Raw genomic sequence first — 19,113 nt, forward strand, 5'->3', positions numbered from 1 at the left:
GTCCGATTCTCGCTTGTGCTTACGTTTCGGGCGGGTCATCGTCGGAGGTATGCCACTCAAATACCGGGCCTTGGCCGCTGTCGTGACAACGGTGCTGCTCTGGGCGTCAGCCTTCGTGGTCATCCGGGCGGTCGGTGGAGTCCTATCCCCCGGATCACTGGCCTTCGCGCGATTGGTCGTCGGCACGATCGCGCTGGCCCTCGTAGCCCTTCGCTACCGGCGGCCCCTGCCCCGCGGGCGGGCGCTCGCCTTCGTGATCGGCTACGGCGTGTTGTGGTTCGCCGGCTACACCGTGGTGCTCAACTGGGCCGAGCGGCACCTGGACGCCGGCACCGCCGCGCTGCTGGTCAACGTGGCGCCGATCCTGGTCGCTGTGGTCGCGGGCATCGTGTTCCGCGAGGGCTTCCCGCGGCCGGTGGTGATCGGCATGCTCGTCGCCTTCGCCGGGGTCGTCGTGATCGCCGTCGGCGGTGACGGCGGCGGGGTGGCGGACACGCTGGGCATCGTGTTGGGCCTGGTCACCGCCGTGCTCTACGCCGCAGGCGTGCTGATGCAGAAGGTGGCGCTGCGCTCGGTGGACGCGGTCACCGCGACCTGGGTCGGCTGCGCCGCCGGCCTGGTGGCCACGCTGCCGTTCGCCCCGCAGGCGGTGGTCGAGCTCTCCCACGCCCCCGGCAGTGCGATCGCCGGCGTCGTTTTCCTGGGGGTCGGGCCCACCGCCATCGCCTTCACCACCTGGGCGTATGCCCTGGCCCGGACCGATGCCGGCCGCATGGCGGCCACGACGCTGTGCGTCCCGGGCATTGCCGTGCTGGTGTCCTGGGTGACTCTCGGCGAGGTGCCGACCGCGCTGGGACTGCTCGGCGGGGCCCTGTGCCTGGCCGGCGTGGCCATCAGCCGGCGTAAGCCCAGGGTGGTCGAAGCGCCCGCCGAGCAGGTCGAGCTTGAGGTCTGCGAATCAGGCGTCAGCCAGTAGCCGGTGGGTGACCTTGTGAACCTCGGCCGCGGCCGAGGTCCGGTCGACCCGGGTGGCCTCGCCGGCGGCGACAACCTGGTCGCCGGCGACCCAGACGTCGCGGACGCGACGAGAGCCGGCCGCCCAGACCAGGTTGGACAGCAGCTGGGGAGCGGGCACGTCGCTGCCGGCGGCGAAGGCGGGGTCGTCCAGGTCGACGTGGACGAGGTCGGCCCAGTAGCCGGGGGCGAGGGTGCCGAGGTCGTCGCGGCCGATGGCGGCGGCGCCGTCGCGGGTGGCCATCAACAGGGCCTGGGCGGCGGTGAGGGAGGCGGCGTCCATCGAGGAGAGGCGGGCCAGCATGGCGGAGAGCTGGATCTCCTCCCACAGGTCGAGGTCGTCGTTGCTGGCCGGGCCGTCGGTGCCGAGGCCGACGGCGACGCCGTGGCGGCGCAGGTCGTTCAGGCGGGCGATGCCGGAGGCGAGCTTGGCGTTGGAGCCAGGGCAGTGGCCGACGCCGACCCGGTTGGCCGCGTAGAGCTGGATGTCCACATCGGACAGATGAACGGAGTGGGCGGTGATGACCCGGCCACCGAACACGCCGAGGGAGTTGAGCAGCAGCGGAACCGAGCCGTGCTCCTCACGCAGGTGCGCGTCCTCGGCCAGGGACTCGGCGACGTGGATGTGCAGCAGGGCGGACCGCTGCCTGGCCTCGGCGGCGATGACCGGCAGCGCTTCGGCCGGCAGGGTGTAGGCGGAGTGCGGCCCGTAGCCGAGCTCGATGCGTTCCCCGGGCCCGAACCGCAGCCCGTCGGCGTCGATCCAGGCGCTGATCTGGTCGGTCATGTGCAGCCAGCTGCCGAGCCGGTCCCAGCCGGGCGCGGCGATCACGGCGGGGGTGAGCACCATGCGGGAGCCGACTTCCAGCACCGACTCGACCATCGGCTCGCCGTAGAAGTACATCTCGACGCTGGTGGTGACGCCGTGCCGGAGCATCTCCAACGCCCCGAGCCGCATGCCGGCCCGCACGTCGTCGCCGTCCAGACGGCCCTCGGCCGGCCAGATGACGTCCTGCAGCCACGACATCAGCGGCAGGTCGCCGCCCATGCCACGGAGCACCGTCATGGGGCTGTGGGCGTGCGTGTTGATCAGGCCGGGCAGCAGGATGCCGGACAGCTCCCGCACGGCCACGCCATCGGACAGCGCCGGGGCGTTGGCGGCGGGCCCGACGTAGCCGAGCCGGCCGTCGGCGCCGACGTCGACCACGGCGTCGCGGACGACGGAGCAGTTGGCGTCGCAGGGCAGCATGACCGGGGCGTGTAGCCGGAAAGCCTGATCCATGACCGGATTCTGTCATCCGCCCAGCGGCAGCTCGGCCACCACCGTCCAGCCGCTGGCCCCGTTGGGACCGGCGCTGAACTGGCCGCCGAGCAGTTCGACCCGCTCCCGCATGCCGACGAGCCCGAAGCCGCCGGACCCGCCGACCGGTGCGGTGTGCTGACCGGTTCCGTCGTCGGAGACCTGCACACGCACCGAACCGTCGATGGTCCGGACGTCCACATCGATCCGGTTGACGCCGGCGGCGTGCTTGCGGGAGTTGGTCAGCGACTCCTGCACGAGCCTGATCACCGACTGCGCCAACTCGGGCGGCACGGTCTCGGAAAGCTGCACGTCCAGCCGCACCGGCCCGCCGACCTGCTCGACGGTCCGCTTGATCTGCGCGGAAAGCTCGTCATTGTCCCGGCTGGTCGGCGAGGCCTCGGTGCCGCGCAGCGTGCCGACGAGCCGCCGCATCGCGGCCAACGCCTCGTGCCCGCTGGCGGTGATGATCGGCAGCACCTGCCGGGCGGCGTCCGGGTTCTGGTCGACGATGGCCTCCGCGGCCTGCGAGTGCACGACGATCCCGGTGACGTAGTGCGCGACGACGTCGTGCAGTTCCCGGGCCAGCGCCAGCCGCTCGGCCTGCTGGGCGGCGGCGACCGAGGCGGCCTCACTCTTGCGTCGGTCGCGGTCGCGGGCCCGGAAGTACAGGCCGGTGCCGACGGCCAGGCCGAAGAAGAAGACCGCGATCGAGATCAGGTTGGGCAGGCCGAAATTGGCCTGACCGTCCGAGTAGTTCTGCCGGTCGAGGAACTGCGTGGTCGACCACGCCACGATCAGCAGGACGGTGCCGATGACGGCGCGACCGCGCGGCGCCTGCCGGACGAGGATCGCGGTTATCGCCATGCCGGCGGCCAGGGGGACGAAGTCGCCGCCGATCCTGATCAGGTGCAGGCCGTGCAGCGCCAGCGAGCTGCCGGCAGTGGCGATCGACGAGGCCAGCGCGGCGTCGAACGGCCGGCGAGGAGAGACCACCGCCAGCACCGCGATGATGAGATCAGCCGGCAGCAGCAACCACAGCCCCGGCTCCAGGCCGCGCCACGACACCATCTGCGCCCCGATGATCAGGACGAGCGCGCCGGCCAGTGGCCACTGCCGGCGGGCCAACGTCCGCCAGCCGAGGTACCCGTTCTCCACGCGGGACACCGTAGGACGTAGTCACGGCCGCCGCCGTCAACCTGTGGAAGGGTGCCCTGTCAGACCTGCGGCGTAGCCAACAGCGATGCCCCGGGCCGACGCCGGATGACCCTTCCGCCGACCAGGCTTGAGCCAACGTCGGAGGAAGGGGCACAAGATGTTCGCGATGGTGATGACGTGGAGCGGCGCGGTGGTCGGCATGCTGGTGCTGGCGGTCATGGTGGTGACCGGACTGCTGGTGGACAGCGAGCAGCAGCGGTAGTTCTCAGCCCAACTGCTTGCGCAGCAGGGCGGCCAGCCGCCCGCCGTGCGGCTCGGTCGGCTCGGTGTCGGCGAACCGCGCCGGGGCGCCCTGACGAGCCCGCTGCGCCGTCAACGAGTCGATACGGAACGCCGGTCGGTTGCCGCCGGCCCGCTGCCGCGACCGCAGCCACGCCAGCCGGTGCAGCGCCTCGGCATGGTGGTCGGTGATGGTCACCTGGGCGGCGTCGAAGGAATGCAGCACGGCCCGGTTGAGCTCGACGGTCGCCCGGTCCCGCCACAGGGTCCGCTCGGTGCGGGTGTCCAGCCCCAGCCGCACGGCGACCTCGCGGGCCACGGCGTACGCGCCCTCGTCGGCCAGGCTGCGGGTGCCGATCTCGGCCCCCACGAACCAACTGTTGAACGGGGCCGCCGGATAGGTGATGCCGCCGATGGCCAGCCGCATGTTGCTGATCACGGGCACGGCGTGCCAGCGCAGCCCCAGCTCCACGAACCACGGCAGCTCGGGGTGCTCCAGCGGCACCTCCTGGATTACGTCCCGCGGCACGGTGAACAGCTGCGGCCCCTCGTGCGTGGTCTCCACCACCAGCGGCAGGTGGTCGAACCGGCCCCGCTGGGTCGGCGGCCGCCAGCCCATCTTGATGACCGCCTCGGTGAAGTCGGCGTAGCGGGGATCGCCGACGACCCGGCCGGTGGCGTCGCGGTAGCCGGCGTAGCGCACCAGCTGCTCGTTCCAGATGCACGGGCCGGGCGTGGACGGAGTGTCCGGCGCGAACACGGTGACCAGCGGCCGGATCTGGCCGCCGTTGGTGGACAGCCGCAGGTGCTGCACGCATTCGGCGGCGACCGCGGCCGAGTTGCGCAGGCCGCGGAGGTCCCGGACCTTGAGCCGGCGCCACGGCACGCCACTGGTGCACCAGCCGCTGTCGCGCAACGCCACCCGCGCGCCGTACGCGAGTTCCTGTGGCGTGTGTCGGTAGGTTCCGGTGTCGGCGATTTCGGTCCGCACCTCGGTCAGCCGTTGGCCCACCGGCCCGGCCTCCGGGTGCGCGTCGTGGAACATGCGGAGGAACTCCTCGGCGGCGTCGAGGTCCACGCAGTCGAGTGCAGGGAGGGTTGCCAGAGCCGTCACGGTCGGCAACCGTATCCGCCGCCTGGCCTCACGCGTCACTGCCAGAAGGGGCACAGTTCGGCCTAGTGGATCTCCGCCCGAACGGGTGAGTGTTAGACGCAGGGTGGCCGACTCGACCGCGTCCCGCGATGACTTGAGTACCTGGTCGGGTGACCTATCCGACCTTGGCGAACATCAGGTCGTGGCTGATGCGGCCCTCGTTGTCGGCCCGGTTCTCGAACTTGGTGACCGGTCGCCAGTCGGGTCGGGGAGCCCACCCGCCCGGCTGATCGGCGTACACGTTGCGCAACCGAGTCTCGCCGCTACACACAGTCATCATCTGGTCCGCGTACTCCTCCCAGTCGGTGGCCATGTGGAACACCCCGCCAGGTGTCAGCCGGGACGCGACCAGCGCGACGAAGTCGGGCTGCACGATCCGCCGCTTGTGGTGGCGGGCCTTGGGCCACGGGTCCGGGAAGAACAGCCGCACGCCGGCCAGCGAGTCCGGCTCGACGTGCTCGGTCAGCACGGTCACGGCGTCGCCCCGCAGCAGCCGGAGGGTGTCGACCTCCAGGGCGTCAGCCCGCAGGATGAGCTGGGCCAGACCCGGCTTGTAGACCTCGACGGCGAGGTAGTTCAGCTCCGGCTGGGCGGCGGCCAGCTGCGAGGTGGTCTCGCCCATGCCCGACCCGATCTCCAGCAGCACCGGGGCGTGACGGCCGAACCACTCGTCCAGCGCGAGCGGACCGGGCGGCAGCTGCTTCACGTCCTGGCCCAGTTCGGGCCACCGGGTGTCCCAAGCACGCTGCTGGCCGACGGTCATCCGCTCGCCGCGCTGGACGTAGGAGACGATGGAGCGGTGGTGCGCTGGACGCTGATCTGGCTGTGTCACGGTTGACAGACTCTTCCAGATCAGGTCGCCTCGATCACGTCCAGCCTGTTCCGGAGGTCTTCCAGACCGCGGACGGAGATCAACTTCGGGGCGCTGCCACGGTGCGCCGGCAGCACGTCCAGCCAGCCGCGGTGGCGGGCGGTGAACATGACGGTGGTGGGCACGGTCGGCGCCTCGCCGGCCGCGTACACCTCGGACGGCACGTATTCCCAGTAGCCGTCCTCCCAGGGCACGTAGACCCAGCCCGGCCGGTCGGCCAACAGCTTGGCGACCTCGTCCTCCATCCGGAAGGCGGCCGTGCGGGTCGGCAGTCCGCCGGCGGCCAGCGCGCGCAGCCACCAGGGCGCGGGCAGGTCGGGCTCGAACTTGCTGAGCACCCGGTACAGGCCGACGACCTGCCGTTCCGGGGCTCGATGGATCCAGGCGCGGCGGATGTCCTCGGGTCCGGCGGCAGCGGAGAGCTCGCCGGCCAACTCGACTGCCTGTGACCACTCCAGCGTGGCCAGAGGCTCCACTCGCACTTGCTTCTTCACGTTTCGACGTGGGTGCGATTCGGTCACCGCCACCGCTCACCTCCATGGGCTGCCTGACGGGTTAATTCGATCCGATCACTTCTTGCGGGTTTTCGCACCTTCCTGTGCGGGAGTTCACGTGGTCTTCATGCAGTTCTTACGCCATTCGCGCGGCCGAACCACTGGGCGCGACATGGTCTGGACCAAATGGCTGATCAGCCGGCCTGGTACTCGACCGCGTCCCCAGTATGGTGGAGGTAGGCGTCCTCCAGCGATCCCCGTTTCGGGCTCAACTCGTGCAGCACCACGCCGTGGGCGGCGGCCAGCTCGCCGATCTGGGCGGCGTCCAGGCCGACCACCACAAGTGCGCCAGGCTCGTGTCGCACCGTCGCGCCCTTGTGGACCAATGCCGTCTGCAATCGTTCCACCTGCGCGGTTCGAACCCGCACCGTGGACTCGGTGGCCTCGCTGATGAATTGGGCGGTGGAACATTGCGCGATCAGACGCCCGCGGCCGATGACGATCAACTCGTCGGCGGTCTGGGCCATTTCCGCGAGCAGGTGGCTGGACACCAGCACGGTCCGGCCGTTGTCGGCCATGGTGCGCATCAGCCGGCGCACCCAGGCGATGCCCTGCGGGTCCAGGCCGTTGACCGGTTCGTCGAACAGCAGCACCTGGGGGTCGCCGAGCAGGGCGGCGGCGATGCCCAGCCGCTGCGACATGCCCAGCGAGAAGTCGCCCGCCGGGCTGCGCGCCGCCTTGGCCAGGCCGACCAGCTCCAACACCTCGTCGGCTCGCTTGCGGGGCAGGTCGGCGGCTCGGGCGAGCCAGCGCAGGTGGTTGCGCGCGGTTCGGTGCGGATGCACCCACTTCGCGTCCAACAGGCCGCCGACCACGCGTAACGGCCGCCGCAGCTGCTCGAAGCGCTTTCCGTCGATCAGCACGAAGCCGGTGTCCGGCCGGTCAAGGCCCAGCACCAGCCGCATCGCGGTGGACTTGCCGGCCCCGTTCGGCCCGAGAAAGCCGGTGACCACGCCGGGCCGGGCGGTGAAGGACAGATCGTCGACGGCGACGGTCCGGCCGTAGCGTTTGGTCAGCCCCACCGCTTCGATCATGGCGCCGATGATCCCAGGAGACCGGCCGGTGGCGGGAGCGGGCCGGGTGCGGGAAAAGGGGCAGCAGCGGCCGGCGCGGGAGAGCCGAACGCCGCAGGGGGAGCGGCCGTGACGGGAGGGTCAGCCGGCGCCCGGGATGCGGCGAGGGCCCGGGCCGCCCCCCGATCGGCGGTCCGGACCCTCACCCGAGCGGGCCCCGATTCCCACTCGTTCCCCAGCCCCTGTACCGGTGAGACGACACACGTGCGCCGTCATGACGCGGTTCAGGCGTCTCTTTTTTCGACCACCACGATGGCCGCCACCAGCAGGGCTGCGGCGACCGCGGCGAAGTACACCAATCCGCCCCACGGCCCGTAGGGCAGACCCTTGTCGGCGGTGCTGGCGAACTGGCCGGCGGCCACGAACGGCATCCACTCGTGCAGCCGGTCGCCGACCCGCGGAATGATCTCCACCAGCTGTTCGACCAGCAGCGGGAACACCAGCAGGATGGCCACGGCGGCGGCGCTCTGGCGCAGCAGCGCCCCGACGGCCACGGCCAGCACGGCGGCGATGGCGTACACCAGGCCCATGCCACCGATCTCCCGCCACTGCGCGGCGGTGACGATGTCGGTCGCCGAGCTGCCGGTGATCAGGCGGGCCACGCCCCACGACCCGAACGAGGACACCTCGCCGACCACGCCGGCGACCAGGGCCAGCACGGCCGCCTTGGCCAGCAGCGCCCGGGTCCGGCTGGGCACGGCCTGGAAGGTCGCCTTGATCGTGCCGAAGCGGTACTCGGTGGTGACCGACAGCGTGGCCATCACCATGATCACCACGAGACCCAGGATGTACATGGTCTGCGTGCTCTCCGGTGACACCCCGATGGCGTCCTTGTTGCGCAGCCACACCAGGCCGGCGGTGATGCCGATGGTCAGCGCCAGCGCGGTGGCGATGCACCACACCGGGGCCCGGGTGGAGAACAGCTTGATCCGTTCGACGGCCAGCAGTGTCATGCCACCTTCACCCCGTCCGCCTGGTACTCGACCGCGTGGCCGGTCAACCGCATGAACGCCTCCTCAAGCGAGCCCTGCTGCGGGCTCAGCTCGTGCAGCACGACGCCGTGCGTCGCGGCCATCTCGCCGATCTGGTCGCTGCTGCCGCCGCTGATCACCAGAGCGTCATCCTCCGTGTTACGCACCGACATGCCCCACTGGGTCAGCACCTCGGCCAGCCGGGCCGCCTGCGGGCTGCGCACCAGCACGGTGGTCTCGGTCGCGCCGCCGACGAACTCGGCGGCGCCGCCCTGCGAGATCAACTGCCCCCGGCCGATGACGATCAGGTCCTCGGCGGTCTGGGCCATCTCCGACAGCAGGTGGCTGGACACCAGCACGGTGCGGCCCTGCTCGGCCAGGCCCTGCATGAACCGGCGGATCCACAGGATGCCCTCCGGGTCCAGGCCGTTGACCGGTTCGTCGAACAACAGCACCTGGGGGTCGCCGAGCAGGGCGGCGGCGATGCCCAGCCGCTGCGACATGCCCAGCGAGAAGCTGCCGGCCCGCTTGTCCGCGACGGTGGTCAGCCCGACCTGGGCCAGCACCTCGTCCACCCGGGACTTCGGCAGCTTGCTGGCCTTGGCCAGCCAGCGCAGGTGGTTGCGGGCCGAACGGTTGGGATGCACCCACTTCGCGTCCAGCAGCGCGCCGACGGTGCGCATCGGGTGCCGGAGCTGCTCGTACGGCTTGCCGTCGATCAGCACCCGGCCCTCGGTCGGGCGGTCGAGGCCGAGGATCATGCGCATGGTCGTGGACTTGCCAGCCCCGTTCGGCCCCAGGAAGCCGGTCACCCGGCCGGGCTGGACCGTGAACGACAGGTCCCGCACGGCCACGGTGTGCCCGTAGCGTTTGGTCAGGCCGATTGCCTCGATCATGAGTGCAAGCATGCCGGTCGGGAAGTCATCGGACATCGGCCCCGGGTGCTATCCCGGGTAGTACTCGCGGCTGACCGCTACGGTCGGCCGTATGGCTGACACCGACAACGGCTGGTGGCGGGAATTCATCAACGAGCTGCCGGCGAGGACCGCGAAGCTGGCGGTGGTCCGCAAGGACGGCTCGCCGCACGTGGCCCCGATCTGGGTGGCGCTGGACGGCGACACCATCGTGTTCAACACCGGCCGGGACTCGCTGAAGGGCAAGTCGATCCTGCGCGACGGCCGGGTGGCCCTCAGCTTCGACGACGAGCGGCCGCCGTTCAGCTTCGTGCTGGTCCGCGGCCGGGCCGAGGTCGTCGAGGACCCGGCGCAGGTGCGGCACTGGGCCGGCGTGATCGGCGGCCGCTACATGGGCGCGGACCGGGCCGACGAGTACGGGGCCCGCAACGGCGTGCCCGGCGAGCTCCTGGTCCGCGTGGTCGACGCCAAGATCATCGCCCAGCGGGACGTCGCCGGCTGAGCCGTGCTGGGAAGGGGGCCGGAGACGCGGAGATGCGAGGCCGCGCCGGTGCCTGGACTGTCGCCGGATTTCGATCGCCGCACTCGACGCGCCCCACCGGGCACGCCGACGCGGCGATCTAAATCCGGCTAGGGACGGCACCGGTCACGAGCGGCCTCGCCCCGCGCGGAACGCGCGGCAAACTCAGTGCTTCAGCTTGGCGATGTCGGTGACCTGGTCGGCCGGCGGAGCGGCGACGTCCACCTTGGCTCCCCAGTTGGTGTAGTGCATGGTCGACGTGAGCAGGTCGCCCATCGTCATCACCACCTGCACCGGCAGCTGGTCGGAGTTGATCCAGACGTCGATGTCCGCGGTCTTGGGCAGCTTGGCCGCCTCGTCGGCCGGCAGCTGCGCGGCCTGGCCGGCCTTGGACGTGTCGAGGACCAGCGCGTAGTGGGTGACCGGCTGGCCGTTGAGCGTGGTCTGCCAGCTCTTGGTGATCTTGCCGGCCTTGGACAGCTCGTCCAGGATGCTGGTCGGGCTGTTCTGCTCGGCCATCTGGTCGAAGCCGCCGGCCAGGGCCTTGGACACCGGGTCGTCCCCGCCGCCGAGCTTGAGCCACGGCGTGCTGATGCCCTGCTTGCCGCGGGCGTCGGCCGGCAGCGAGATGTACACGGCCTTGTCGACGACGCGGACCTCGGCGTCGCCGCTGTCCGCGCTCATCTTCATGGCGATCTGCGTGTTCGCGCCGTCGACCAGCGCGGCGCCGGTCATCTGGATCTTCGTCTGCTGCTGGTTGATCACGGCGTCGATGTCGACGCTCTTGGTCTTGTCGGCGCTGGTCTTGGCCATCGCGGCCAGCTGCACGGCGTCGGTGACCACCGGCGCACCGGTCGTCGGCGCGGGGGCGGCGGCCTGCGGCCCACCACAGGCGGCGAGCGTGACGAGCGCGGCAAAGCCCACAACAGTCTTACGGAACGGTGATCCCCCCTAGGATCCGGCCGCGCTCTGCGGCCCTGACTCGATGCTAGCCAGGGGGACCACCGATTTTTGAAGACTCAGTGACCGCCCAGAGAGTTGATGTCCGCGACCTGGTCGGCCGGCGGGGCCTGCACGTCGACCTGGCCGCCCCAGTCGGTGTAGTGGATCTTGGCGGTGTACTTGTCGCCGGCCACCGCGGTCACCTGCAGCGGCAGGTTCTCGTTGGTCAGCCACAGGTCCACGGTCATCGGCGAGGCGGCGCCGGCCAGCTGCGGCGGCAGCTCGGCCTGGACCTTGGCGGTGTCCACGTCGACCGTGTAGTGGGTGACGGCCTGGCCGTCCAGGGTGGTCTTCTCGGTCTTGGCGACCTTGCCGCCCTGGGCGATCTGGTTCAGGAAGGTGGTCGGGTCGTTCTCCTGGGCCAGCTGGTCCAGGCCGCCGCTGATCACCTTGGACAGCGCGTCGTCGGTGCCGCCCATCTTGATCCAGGGCTTGTCGGCGTGCAGCAGCTGGGCCGCGCTGGCCGGCGGCTTGATGTACGCGACCTTGTCGACCAGGCGCAGCTCCATGGAGCCGGCCGCGGTGCCCAGCTGCATGGCCATCTTCGAGGCGTCGCCGCCGAAGGAACCCTGGCCGGTCATGGTGACGTGGGTGCCACTGGTGTCGACGGTGGCGTCGATCTTGACGGTGCGGCTCTTCGAGGTGCTGGTCCTGGCCAGCGCGACCAGCTGCACGGCGTCGGTGGTGGTCGAAGCGGACTGCTGGTCGGCCGAGTTGTCCGGGGCCGGTGAGCCGGTGGTCTGCGCGCTGCACGCGCCCAGCGCCACTAACAGGGCGACACCAACACCCACTACGGACTTGCGCACTAGCTCATCCCCTCGTCGAGAAGTCGGTCGAGCACGGTCGCCACGCCGTCCTCCGCGACGCTACCCGTCACCTCGTCGGCGGCGGCCCGAACATCGGCCGCGGCGTTGCCCATGGCCACGCCCAGGGCCGCCCAGCGGAGCATCGCGATGTCGTTGTGCCCGTCGCCGAAGGCCACGGTGGCCCGCTCGGACACGCCCAGCTCCCGGCGGAGCTCTTCGAGCGCGCTCGCCTTGGAGATGCCCGCGGCGACGACGGTCAGCCAGGCGTCACTGTGATGGTCGTACGTCCAGGTGACGCCCGCAATGTCTGAGACGTCCATGAGCTCCGCGAGTTGCTCCAAGGTTGCGCCGTTCCAGTAGACGACCATGCGCGTGGTCGGGGTCGCGCCCAGCTCAACGTCGTCGACCTGCCGGCGGGTGCCGATGATGTCGCCGGGATAGCCGTCGCTGACCCGGTTGCCGACACCGGGCTCCTCCAGCGAGAACACCGCCCCGGGCAGCAGCGACCGCAGCCGGGCGATCACCGGCGCCGGCTCGAAGGTGGCCAGCGGGATCACCTCGCCGGTGGCCAGGTTGAGCCGCACCGCGCCGTTGGAGCACAGCGCGATGCCGTCCGTGAAGCCGAGCAAGGTGATCACGCTGCGTACACCGAGCACGGTGCGTCCGGTGGACAGCACCACGTGCGCGCCGGCGGCGCGGGCTCTGGCTATGGAAGAGCGGACGGCCAGCGAAATTACGCCGGTCGAGTCCAGGATCGTGCCGTCGACGTCAAGGGCGATGAGGGCAGGGCGCACGACACGGAGCGTAACTACCCCTGCGGGGTGAATCCGCTGTGAGTGCCATCACCGAAACGGTAATGGATCGTTTCGCATTCTGCGCGCCGGCAACGGGGCCGGCGCCTGCGGAAGCGGAGGGCGTCCGTGGGACCTGTCGCACGCGCCGTGGCCGGGCTAGCCCTGGTCACGGCCACGATGATCGCCACTACCTCAACTGCGTCGGCGAGCGAGTCCGCCGCCGGCCCGGCCCAGCCCAACATCGCCTCGGCGGCGTTGTACGCACTCAGTCATCCGACCGCCTCCCCACCGGGGTCGAACGACTTCTCCTGCAAGCCGACCGCCGCCCACCCGCGGCCGGTCGTGCTGTCCAACGGCACCGGGGCCAACGCCTACGACGACTGGGCGGGGTTGTCCGGGGTCCTCAAGAAGGACGGCTACTGCGTGTTCGCGCCGAACCTCGGCGGCCCCGAGGGCGGCATGTTCCAGGCCCTGGGGGACATTCCCACCACGGCCGGCCAGTTCGGCCAGTACATCGACAAGGTGCTCGCCGCCACCGGCGCGTCCAAAGTGGACATCGTCGGGCACTCCCAGGGCGGCATGATGCCCCGCTACTACCTCAAGAACCTCGGCGGGGCGAGCAAGGTGGGCACGCTGGTCGGCCTGGCGCCGTCCAACCACGGCACCGACCTGGACGGCCTGGTCACGGCCGTGCGGTCGCTGCCGGGAGGCGGGGACTTCGCCGACGGTGTGATCGGCGTGGTCTGCCCGGCCTGCGTGCAGCAGGAGGTCGGCTCCAACTTCATCACCAGCCTCAACAGCGGCGGCGACACCATGCCCGGCGTCAACTACACCGTCGTCGCCACCCGCACCGACGAAGTGGTCACGCCCTACACCTCGGCCTACCTGTCCGGCTCGAAGGTGACCAACCTGCGGCTGCAGGACTACTGCATGATCGACGGCACCGAGCACATCAACATCACCTACGACCACATCGCGATCCAACTCGTGCGCAACGCCCTGGACCCGGCGCACGCCTGGACGCCGAACTGCCTGACCTGACCCAGGGGATCCCTACCCTGGTCCGGCCCGGGCTCACACGTCGCCGGGTCGGACCAGCCCCGTCTCGTAGGCCAGCACCACGGCCTGCACCCGGTCCCGCAGCTCCAGCTTGGCCAGGATGCGGCCGACGTGGGTCTTCACCGTCGCCTCGGACAGGAACAGCTTCTGGGCCAGCTCGGTGTTGGACAGGCCCTTGGCGATCAGCACCAGCACCTCCCGCTCACGTTCGGTGAGCACGTCCAGCACGGTGGCGTCGCGCAGCTCGCCGCCGCCGGCCGGGCCGAGGAACCGGTCCAACAGCCGCTTGGTCACGCTCGGCGACACCACCGCGTCGCCGCTGGCCACCGCCCGCAGCGCCGACACCAGGTCGGCCGGCGGGGTGTCCTTGAGCAGGAAGCCGCTGGCCCCGTTGCGCAGCGCCGACAGGGCGTACTCGTCCATGTCGAAGGTGGTCATCACGAGCACCTTGGCCGTGCCGGCCTCGGTGATCTGCTTGGTCGCCTCCACACCGTCCAGCCGCGGCATGCGCACGTCCATCAGCACCACGTCGGGCCGCAGCTCGTCGGCCAGCCGCACCGCGTCCACGCCGTCCGCGGCCTCGCCGATCACCTCCAGGTCCTCCTGCGCGTTGAGCACCATGCGGAAGCCCATCCGCATCAGTTCCTGGTCGTCAACCAGCAGAACTCGGATCACGGCCATCAGACTAGGGGTCCCGACCCGGCGCCCACCGGCAGCACGGCGTGAACGCGCCAGCCGCCGCCCGGCCGAGGCCCGGCCTCCAGGCTGCCGCCGAGCACGCCGGCCCGTTCCCGCATGCCGATCAGGCCGTTGCCGCCGGACATGCCGGACAGCTCCCGAGGCGTGCCGAAGCCGTCGTCGTCCACGACCACGTCGACCTGGTCGTCGGACCTGGTCACGAACACATCGGCCGAGGCGCTGCCGCCGGCGTGCTTGAGCGAGTTGGTCAGCGCCTCCTGCACGATCCGGTAGACGGACAGCCCCACGCCGGCCGGCAGGTCGTTCAGGTCGCCGCGCAGCGTCAGGGACACCGGCAGGCCGGCGGTGCGGACCTGTTCGGCCAGCTGCGGCAGCGAGTTGGTGTCCGGCTGCGGCACGCGATCGGTCTCGCTCTCCGACTCGTTGCGCATCAGGCCGAGCAGCCGGCGCAGCTCGCCCAGCGCCTGCCGGCCGGTGTCGGAGATGGTGGTCAGCGCCATCTGGGCCATCTGCGGATCCGACTGCAGGGCGTAGCTGGCCCCGTCGGCCTGCACCACCATCACGCTGACCGCGTGCGCGACGACGTCGTGCAGCTCGCGGGCGATCCGGCTGCGCTCCTCGGCCACGGCGATGCGGGCCTGCTGGTCCCGCTCCACTTCGAGCAGCTTGAGCCGTTCCATCAGCTCGACGTTGAGCGCGCGGCGGGCCCCGACGAACTCGCCGACGGCCCAGCAGAAGCCGAAGACGCAGACGACCATGAAGAAGGTGAAGGCGATCATGACCGGCTGCTGGACCCGCCAGATTTCCCACAGCACTGTGCCCAGCAGCAACCAGGCCGCGTAGATTGCGCCCTGCCGGCGGCCGACGTAGGCGACCATCGTGTACAGCGCGACGCCCAGCGCGAAGTCGGCCGGCCGCACCGGCACGCCGTCCATGACGCCGTACTCGTTGTACGTGACGTTGTGGGTGACCAGCTGCACGAAGCCGGCGATCAGGATGATGTTGCAGACCAGCTTGGGCTGGGCCCGGCGGAAGATCAGCGGGCCCCACAGGAACAGGCCGACCAGCAGGTAGAGCCCGCGCGGGGTGCTGCCCAGGCCGGCGGCGGTGGTCGCGAGGTCGGGAAGGCCGAGCAGCCCGGCGATCAGGGAGTCCCCGAACACCGGGTGAGCACGCATCCACAGGCTCAGCCGTCGCACCACGACAGCCTAGAAGCGCGACCCCGCCGTCAGCGTCACTCTGCGGTACGACTGGCGTCTGCTACCCCAGAATGAGTGATCCACTTCGCCGGCATGGCACCATCTGCCAGGTGACGTCCTCCCTGGCCGGGCCGCTGTCCGCCGCGGTGGCGCGGCTGGTCGCGACGCTGCGGCCGCAGGTCGGCCCGGGCACCGCCGCCGGCTTCGACGAGGTGGTGCGCCGACTGTCCGCGCCACTGCAGGTGGCCGTGGCCGGGCGCATCAAATCCGGCAAGTCCACACTGGTCAACGCCCTGATCGGCCGTCGGGTGGCGCCGGTCGGGGTCGGCGAGTGCACCCGGCTGGTGACCCGCTTCCAGTACGGCGCGGTGGACCGGATCGAAGTGGTCGGCACGGACGGCTCGCGCTGGGTGCTGCCCTTCGACGCCGACGGCATGATCCCCGCCGACCTGGCTGTGGATCTGGACACCGTCTCCCACCTTGAGGCGTATCTCACCAACGAGGTGCTGCGGGAACTCACCGTGATCGACACACCGGGGCTCGGTTCGCTGGACTCCGACTCGGTGGCCCGGACCGAGAAGCTGCTGGACCAGGTGTCGCAGGACGCGGTCGCCGGGGCCGAGGCCGTGCTCTACGTGTTCACGCAGACGGTCCGCGCCGACGACCGGGACACCCTGCGGGCCTTCACCGCGGCCACCGCCGGCCGCGAGGCCGGCCCGGTCAACGCCATCGCCGTGCTGAACAAGGCCGACACCATCGCGCCGGAGTCGGTCGCCGGCGCGGACGGCGACGTGTGGCGGGCGGCGGCGATCCTCGCCGGCAAGCAGGCCGCGGCGCTGCGGCCCCGGGTGGCCGACGTGCTGCCGGTGATGGGGCTGCTGGCCGAGTCGGCCGAGACCGGGGCGTTCACCTCGGCCGACGCCGACGCGCTGCGGGCCCTGGCCGAGCTGGACGAGGCCAGCTGGATGACGATGCTGATGTCGGCCGACCTGTTCACCACCTGGGAGTGCCCGGTGCCGGCGGCGACCCGGTCCCGGCTGCTGGCCAAGCTTGATCTCTACGGCGTCGACCGAGCGGTGCGGGCCGTCCAGGCCGAGCTGGGCATCACCGCCGGGGCCCTGCGCCGTGCACTGCTTGACGCCTCCGGCCTCGCCGGCGTGCGGGCGCGGTTGGACGCCGTGTTCCGGGCCCGGGCCGACGGCATCAAGGCCGCTGCCGCACTGGCCTCGATCACCGCCCTGGCGGCTGGCGACTCCGGCGAGCGGCAGCGGGTCAACGACGCCATCGAGCAGCTGCTCGGCCGCCCGGAAGCGCACCAGCTGCGGCTGTTGGAGGCGCTGACGCTGATCGCCGCCAACGCCGTGACCATGCCCGAGGACCTGGCTGACGAGGTGCTGCGGGTCGGCGGCTCCGGCGACATCCCGGCCCAGCTCGGTATGGTCGGCCGGCCGCCGCACGAGCTCGTGGCCTACGCGCTGGAGCGGGCCGGCTGGTGGCGCTCGTTCGCCTCGTTCGGGGCCACTCCCGCGCAAAGCCGGGTCGCGCATGTCGTGCACCGGGCATATTTCCTCATCTGGCAGCAACTGAGGGGGGCCAGTGGAGGCTGAGCTGATCGCCGAACGCCGGGCACTGATCTCGCTGTGCCTGTACGCCTTGGACCGGGCGCGCAGCGCCGGCGTGGTCGAACGGTTGGAGGCCGGGCTCGCCGAGGTCGGGGTGCGGGCGGTGCGTCCGGACGGCGAGCGGTTCGATCCGTCGGTGCACGAGGCCGGCGGCACGGAGCCGATCGACGACCTGGCCCTGGTCGGGCTGATCGCCGAGACCGAGGTCCCCGGCTTCACTGACCGCGGCCAGTCGCTGCGGGCCCCGATCGTGATCGTCTACGTCGCACGGGAGTCGTCGTGACGCCGCCGACCCCGCAGCTGCCGCAGCTGGTCAAGCAGGCCCGGGAGCGGCTGGCGACGCTGCTTCGCGAACACGACAAGCGGGCCGCCGACCAGGTCGACAAGCTGTTGGCCCGTCGTGACGACACGCCGTCGATCGTGGTCGTGGGCGAGACCAACCGGGGCAAGAGCTCCCTGGTCAACGCCCTGATCGCGACGCCGGGACTGTCCCCGGTGGACGCCGACGTGGCCACCGCGACCTACCTCGTGCTGCGGCACGGCCCGCAGTGGACGGCCTCGGCCGGCTACGCCGAGCCGATCGACATCCCCATCGAGGACGTGGGCCGCTGGGTCACCGGCGGCGAGCAGCAGCCGCCGCGGCACGTCGACGTGCGGGCCCCGATTCCCCTGCTGCAACGCCTGTCCATTGTGGACACACCCGGCGTCGGCGGCCTCAACTCCATGCACGGGGAACTGGCCGCCGAGGCCGCCGCCACGGCGACGGCCCTGCTGTTCGTGGTCGACGCCTCGGCCCCGTTCACCAAGGGGGAACTGGACTTTCTCGCCACCGTGGGCGAACGCGTGGAGACGGTGCTGTTCGCACTGACCAAAGTGGACCAGTTCCGCGGCTGGCGGGAAATCCTCGACGCCAACCAGCGGCTGCTGGCCGAGCACGCGCCCCGGTTCGCCGGCGCGAAGTTCCACGCCGTGTCGCCGCGGATGTTCGAGATGGCGGCCAAGGCCCCGAATCCCGATGCCGCTGGCATGTTGAGGGAGCGCTCCGGCGTCGGTGAGCTCCAGGTCGCCGTGCAGGAACTGGTCGTCGGCCGGTCCCTGATGCTGGCCGAGGCCAACGCCCTGCGCACGCTGACCACCGCCATCGGCGAGGTCGAGGTCCGGCTGCGGGCGTCGGCCCGGGCCCTGGACACCGGTCATGACGAGGCCGACGCGCTGCGGGCCCGTCGCGACCGGCTGGCCGCCGACCGCAAGTCGTCCACCCGCAGCTGGCAGGTCAAGCTGCGCACCGAGATCCAGCGGGCGCGGCTGGAGTCGTTGCACGAGGTCAGCCGGCAGATCCGGGACGCCCAGTCCTGGTTCCGACAGGCCATCGACGCTGCCGACCGGGATGCCCTGGCCGCGCTGCCCCAACAGCTGGACGCCGCGCTCCAGGTGATCTCCGCGCGGGTCAACGCCGTGCTCGCCGACCGGCTCGGGCGAGCTGCCGACGCCGCGCTGACCGAGCTGTTCGCCGCCGAGGAGCTGGCCGTGATCCGGGCCCAGTTCGCCCGCGGCGACCAACCGCCGGTGCTGCTGCGGGCCCCGGAGAAGCGGGCCGCCACCGCGGAGGACAAGCTGCTGGTGTTCATGGGCATCTCCGGCGGCATGGGCGCCGGCCGGATCGCCGCCCTGCCGCTGGCCGGCCTCGGCGTCGCCGCGTTGAACCCCATCGTGCTGCCCGTGACCATCGTGCTCGGTCTCGGGGCCGGCTACTGGATGGCCCGCACCCGCAAGCACCTCGCCGACAAGCAGCACATGCGGCAGTGGCTGTCCGACGCCCTCGCCGACGCCCGGTCCACCCTCGACCAGCTGGTGTCCGAGCAGCTCATCGACGCCGAGGGGCAGCTGTCGCTGGCCCTGGACGAGGCGCTGACCGGGCGTATCGAGGCGATAGAGGAGGAGCTTCGGGAGGTCGACAAGGCCCTCAAGCTGGACGCCGCCGAACGCTCCGCCCGGCAGCAGGCCGTCGCCCGGGAGCTGGCCGACGTCACCTCCGCCCGGGACCATGGCGAGGCCCTGCTGACCACCATGCGGCAGCTTCGGGACCGGGGCTGACTGGTTGTGGGAACCGATCCGCCCTAACGTG

18 protein-coding genes and 1 pseudogene are annotated in these 19,113 nt (G+C 71.2%); 6 read left to right on the forward strand and 13 right to left on the reverse strand.

Annotated elements, in window-relative coordinates:
• Window positions 1-49 precede the first annotated feature (49 nt).
• Window positions 50-976, forward strand: a complete 927-nt coding sequence (locus JJ691_RS39270) for a DMT family transporter (protein WP_211764555.1) — start codon at window positions 50-52, stop codon at window positions 974-976.
• Here the strand turns inward: JJ691_RS39270 and JJ691_RS39275 are convergent.
• From JJ691_RS39275 to JJ691_RS39310, 8 genes are all read right to left on the reverse strand, one after another.
• Complete coding sequence (locus JJ691_RS39275; RefSeq protein WP_211764556.1) at window positions 959-2,296, reverse strand: amidohydrolase family protein; 1,338 nt, start codon at window positions 2,294-2,296, stop codon at window positions 959-961. The genes JJ691_RS39270 and JJ691_RS39275 overlap by 18 nt on opposite strands.
• Before the next feature lie 12 nt (window positions 2,297-2,308).
• Window positions 2,309-3,472, reverse strand: coding sequence for a sensor histidine kinase (locus JJ691_RS39280; RefSeq protein WP_211764557.1), 1,164 nt, complete (start codon window positions 3,470-3,472; stop codon window positions 2,309-2,311).
• Window positions 3,473-3,737: 265 nt separating this feature from the next.
• Window positions 3,738-4,865, reverse strand: a complete 1,128-nt coding sequence (locus JJ691_RS39285; protein WP_306291334.1) for a nitric oxide synthase oxygenase — start codon at window positions 4,863-4,865, stop codon at window positions 3,738-3,740.
• Window positions 4,866-5,019: 154 nt separating this feature from the next.
• Window positions 5,020-5,667 carry a tRNA (guanosine(46)-N7)-methyltransferase TrmB gene (gene trmB, locus JJ691_RS39290; RefSeq protein ID WP_249228332.1) on the reverse strand — a complete coding sequence of 216 codons (648 nt, stop codon included), beginning with the start codon at window positions 5,665-5,667 and terminating at the stop codon, window positions 5,020-5,022.
• Between the two features lie 89 nt (window positions 5,668-5,756).
• Window positions 5,757-6,257: a hypothetical protein gene (locus JJ691_RS39295; RefSeq protein ID WP_249227297.1), complete on the reverse strand. Its 501-nt coding sequence runs from the start codon at window positions 6,255-6,257 to the stop codon at window positions 5,757-5,759.
• Between the two features lie 206 nt (window positions 6,258-6,463).
• Entirely contained in the window at window positions 6,464-7,363 is a 900-nt protein-coding gene (locus tag JJ691_RS39300) for an ATP-binding cassette domain-containing protein (protein ID WP_211764560.1), read from the reverse strand.
• A gap of 263 nt (window positions 7,364-7,626) precedes the next feature.
• Window positions 7,627-8,355, reverse strand: coding sequence for a hypothetical protein (locus tag JJ691_RS39305; protein WP_211764561.1), 729 nt, complete (start codon window positions 8,353-8,355; stop codon window positions 7,627-7,629).
• Window positions 8,352-9,269, reverse strand: a complete 918-nt coding sequence (locus JJ691_RS39310; RefSeq protein ID WP_211764562.1) for an ABC transporter ATP-binding protein — start codon at window positions 9,267-9,269, stop codon at window positions 8,352-8,354. Before JJ691_RS39310 ends, JJ691_RS39305 begins: the two co-directional genes overlap by 4 nt.
• Window positions 9,270-9,360: 91 nt before the next feature.
• Between JJ691_RS39310 and JJ691_RS39315 the strand changes: the two genes are divergently transcribed.
• Window positions 9,361-9,789 carry a PPOX class F420-dependent oxidoreductase gene (locus tag JJ691_RS39315; RefSeq protein ID WP_211764563.1) on the forward strand — a complete coding sequence of 143 codons (429 nt, stop codon included), beginning with the start codon at window positions 9,361-9,363 and terminating at the stop codon, window positions 9,787-9,789.
• A 183-nt stretch (window positions 9,790-9,972) separates the two neighbouring features.
• Here JJ691_RS39315 and JJ691_RS39320 read toward each other — a convergent pair whose 3' ends face one another.
• The 3 genes from JJ691_RS39320 to JJ691_RS39330 form a co-directional block, all read right to left on the reverse strand.
• Window positions 9,973-10,731 carry a hypothetical protein gene (locus JJ691_RS39320; RefSeq protein ID WP_211764564.1) on the reverse strand — a complete coding sequence of 253 codons (759 nt, stop codon included), beginning with the start codon at window positions 10,729-10,731 and terminating at the stop codon, window positions 9,973-9,975.
• 95 nt (window positions 10,732-10,826) lie between these two features.
• Window positions 10,827-11,615: a hypothetical protein gene (locus tag JJ691_RS39325; RefSeq protein WP_211764565.1), complete on the reverse strand. Its 789-nt coding sequence runs from the start codon at window positions 11,613-11,615 to the stop codon at window positions 10,827-10,829.
• Window positions 11,615-12,409, reverse strand: coding sequence for an HAD-IIB family hydrolase (locus JJ691_RS39330; RefSeq protein ID WP_211764566.1), 795 nt, complete (start codon window positions 12,407-12,409; stop codon window positions 11,615-11,617). Before JJ691_RS39330 ends, JJ691_RS39325 begins: the two co-directional genes overlap by 1 nt.
• Window positions 12,410-12,535: 126 nt before the next feature.
• Between JJ691_RS39330 and JJ691_RS39335 the strand changes: the two genes are divergently transcribed.
• Window positions 12,536-13,450, forward strand: a complete 915-nt coding sequence (locus tag JJ691_RS39335; protein WP_249227298.1) for an esterase/lipase family protein — start codon at window positions 12,536-12,538, stop codon at window positions 13,448-13,450.
• A 33-nt stretch (window positions 13,451-13,483) separates the two neighbouring features.
• Here the strand turns inward: JJ691_RS39335 and JJ691_RS39340 are convergent, their stop codons facing one another.
• Both JJ691_RS39340 and JJ691_RS39345 read right to left on the reverse strand, forming a co-directional pair.
• Window positions 13,484-14,143, reverse strand: coding sequence for a response regulator (locus tag JJ691_RS39340; protein ID WP_211764567.1), 660 nt, complete (start codon window positions 14,141-14,143; stop codon window positions 13,484-13,486).
• A gap of 5 nt (window positions 14,144-14,148) precedes the next feature.
• Window positions 14,149-15,330 (reverse strand): sensor histidine kinase, encoded by a 1,182-nt coding sequence (locus JJ691_RS39345; RefSeq protein WP_442912798.1) that lies wholly within the window; start codon window positions 15,328-15,330, stop codon window positions 14,149-14,151.
• 146 nt (window positions 15,331-15,476) lie between these two features.
• Between JJ691_RS39345 and JJ691_RS39350 the strand changes: the two genes are divergently transcribed.
• The 3 genes and pseudogenes from JJ691_RS39350 (at window position 15,477) to JJ691_RS39360 (ending at window position 19,082) form a co-directional block, all read left to right on the forward strand.
• The gene (locus JJ691_RS39350; RefSeq protein ID WP_249227299.1) at window positions 15,477-16,973 is read left to right on the forward strand and encodes a dynamin family protein; all 1,497 of its coding nucleotides are present in this window, start codon (window positions 15,477-15,479) and stop codon (window positions 16,971-16,973) included.
• Between the two features lie 4 nt (window positions 16,974-16,977).
• A pseudogene (locus JJ691_RS39355) lies at window positions 16,978-17,271 on the forward strand (nucleotide exchange factor GrpE); the annotation flags it as partial.
• Complete coding sequence (locus tag JJ691_RS39360; RefSeq protein WP_211764570.1) at window positions 17,268-19,082, forward strand: dynamin family protein; 1,815 nt, start codon at window positions 17,268-17,270, stop codon at window positions 19,080-19,082. The pseudogene JJ691_RS39355 and the gene JJ691_RS39360, both read left to right, overlap by 4 nt.
• Window positions 19,083-19,113: the final 31 nt, after the last annotated feature.

Origin of the sequence: Kutzneria sp. CA-103260 (genome assembly GCF_018263855.1) — a bacterium.
Classification (GTDB): Bacteria; Actinomycetota; Actinomycetes; order Mycobacteriales; family Pseudonocardiaceae; genus Kutzneria.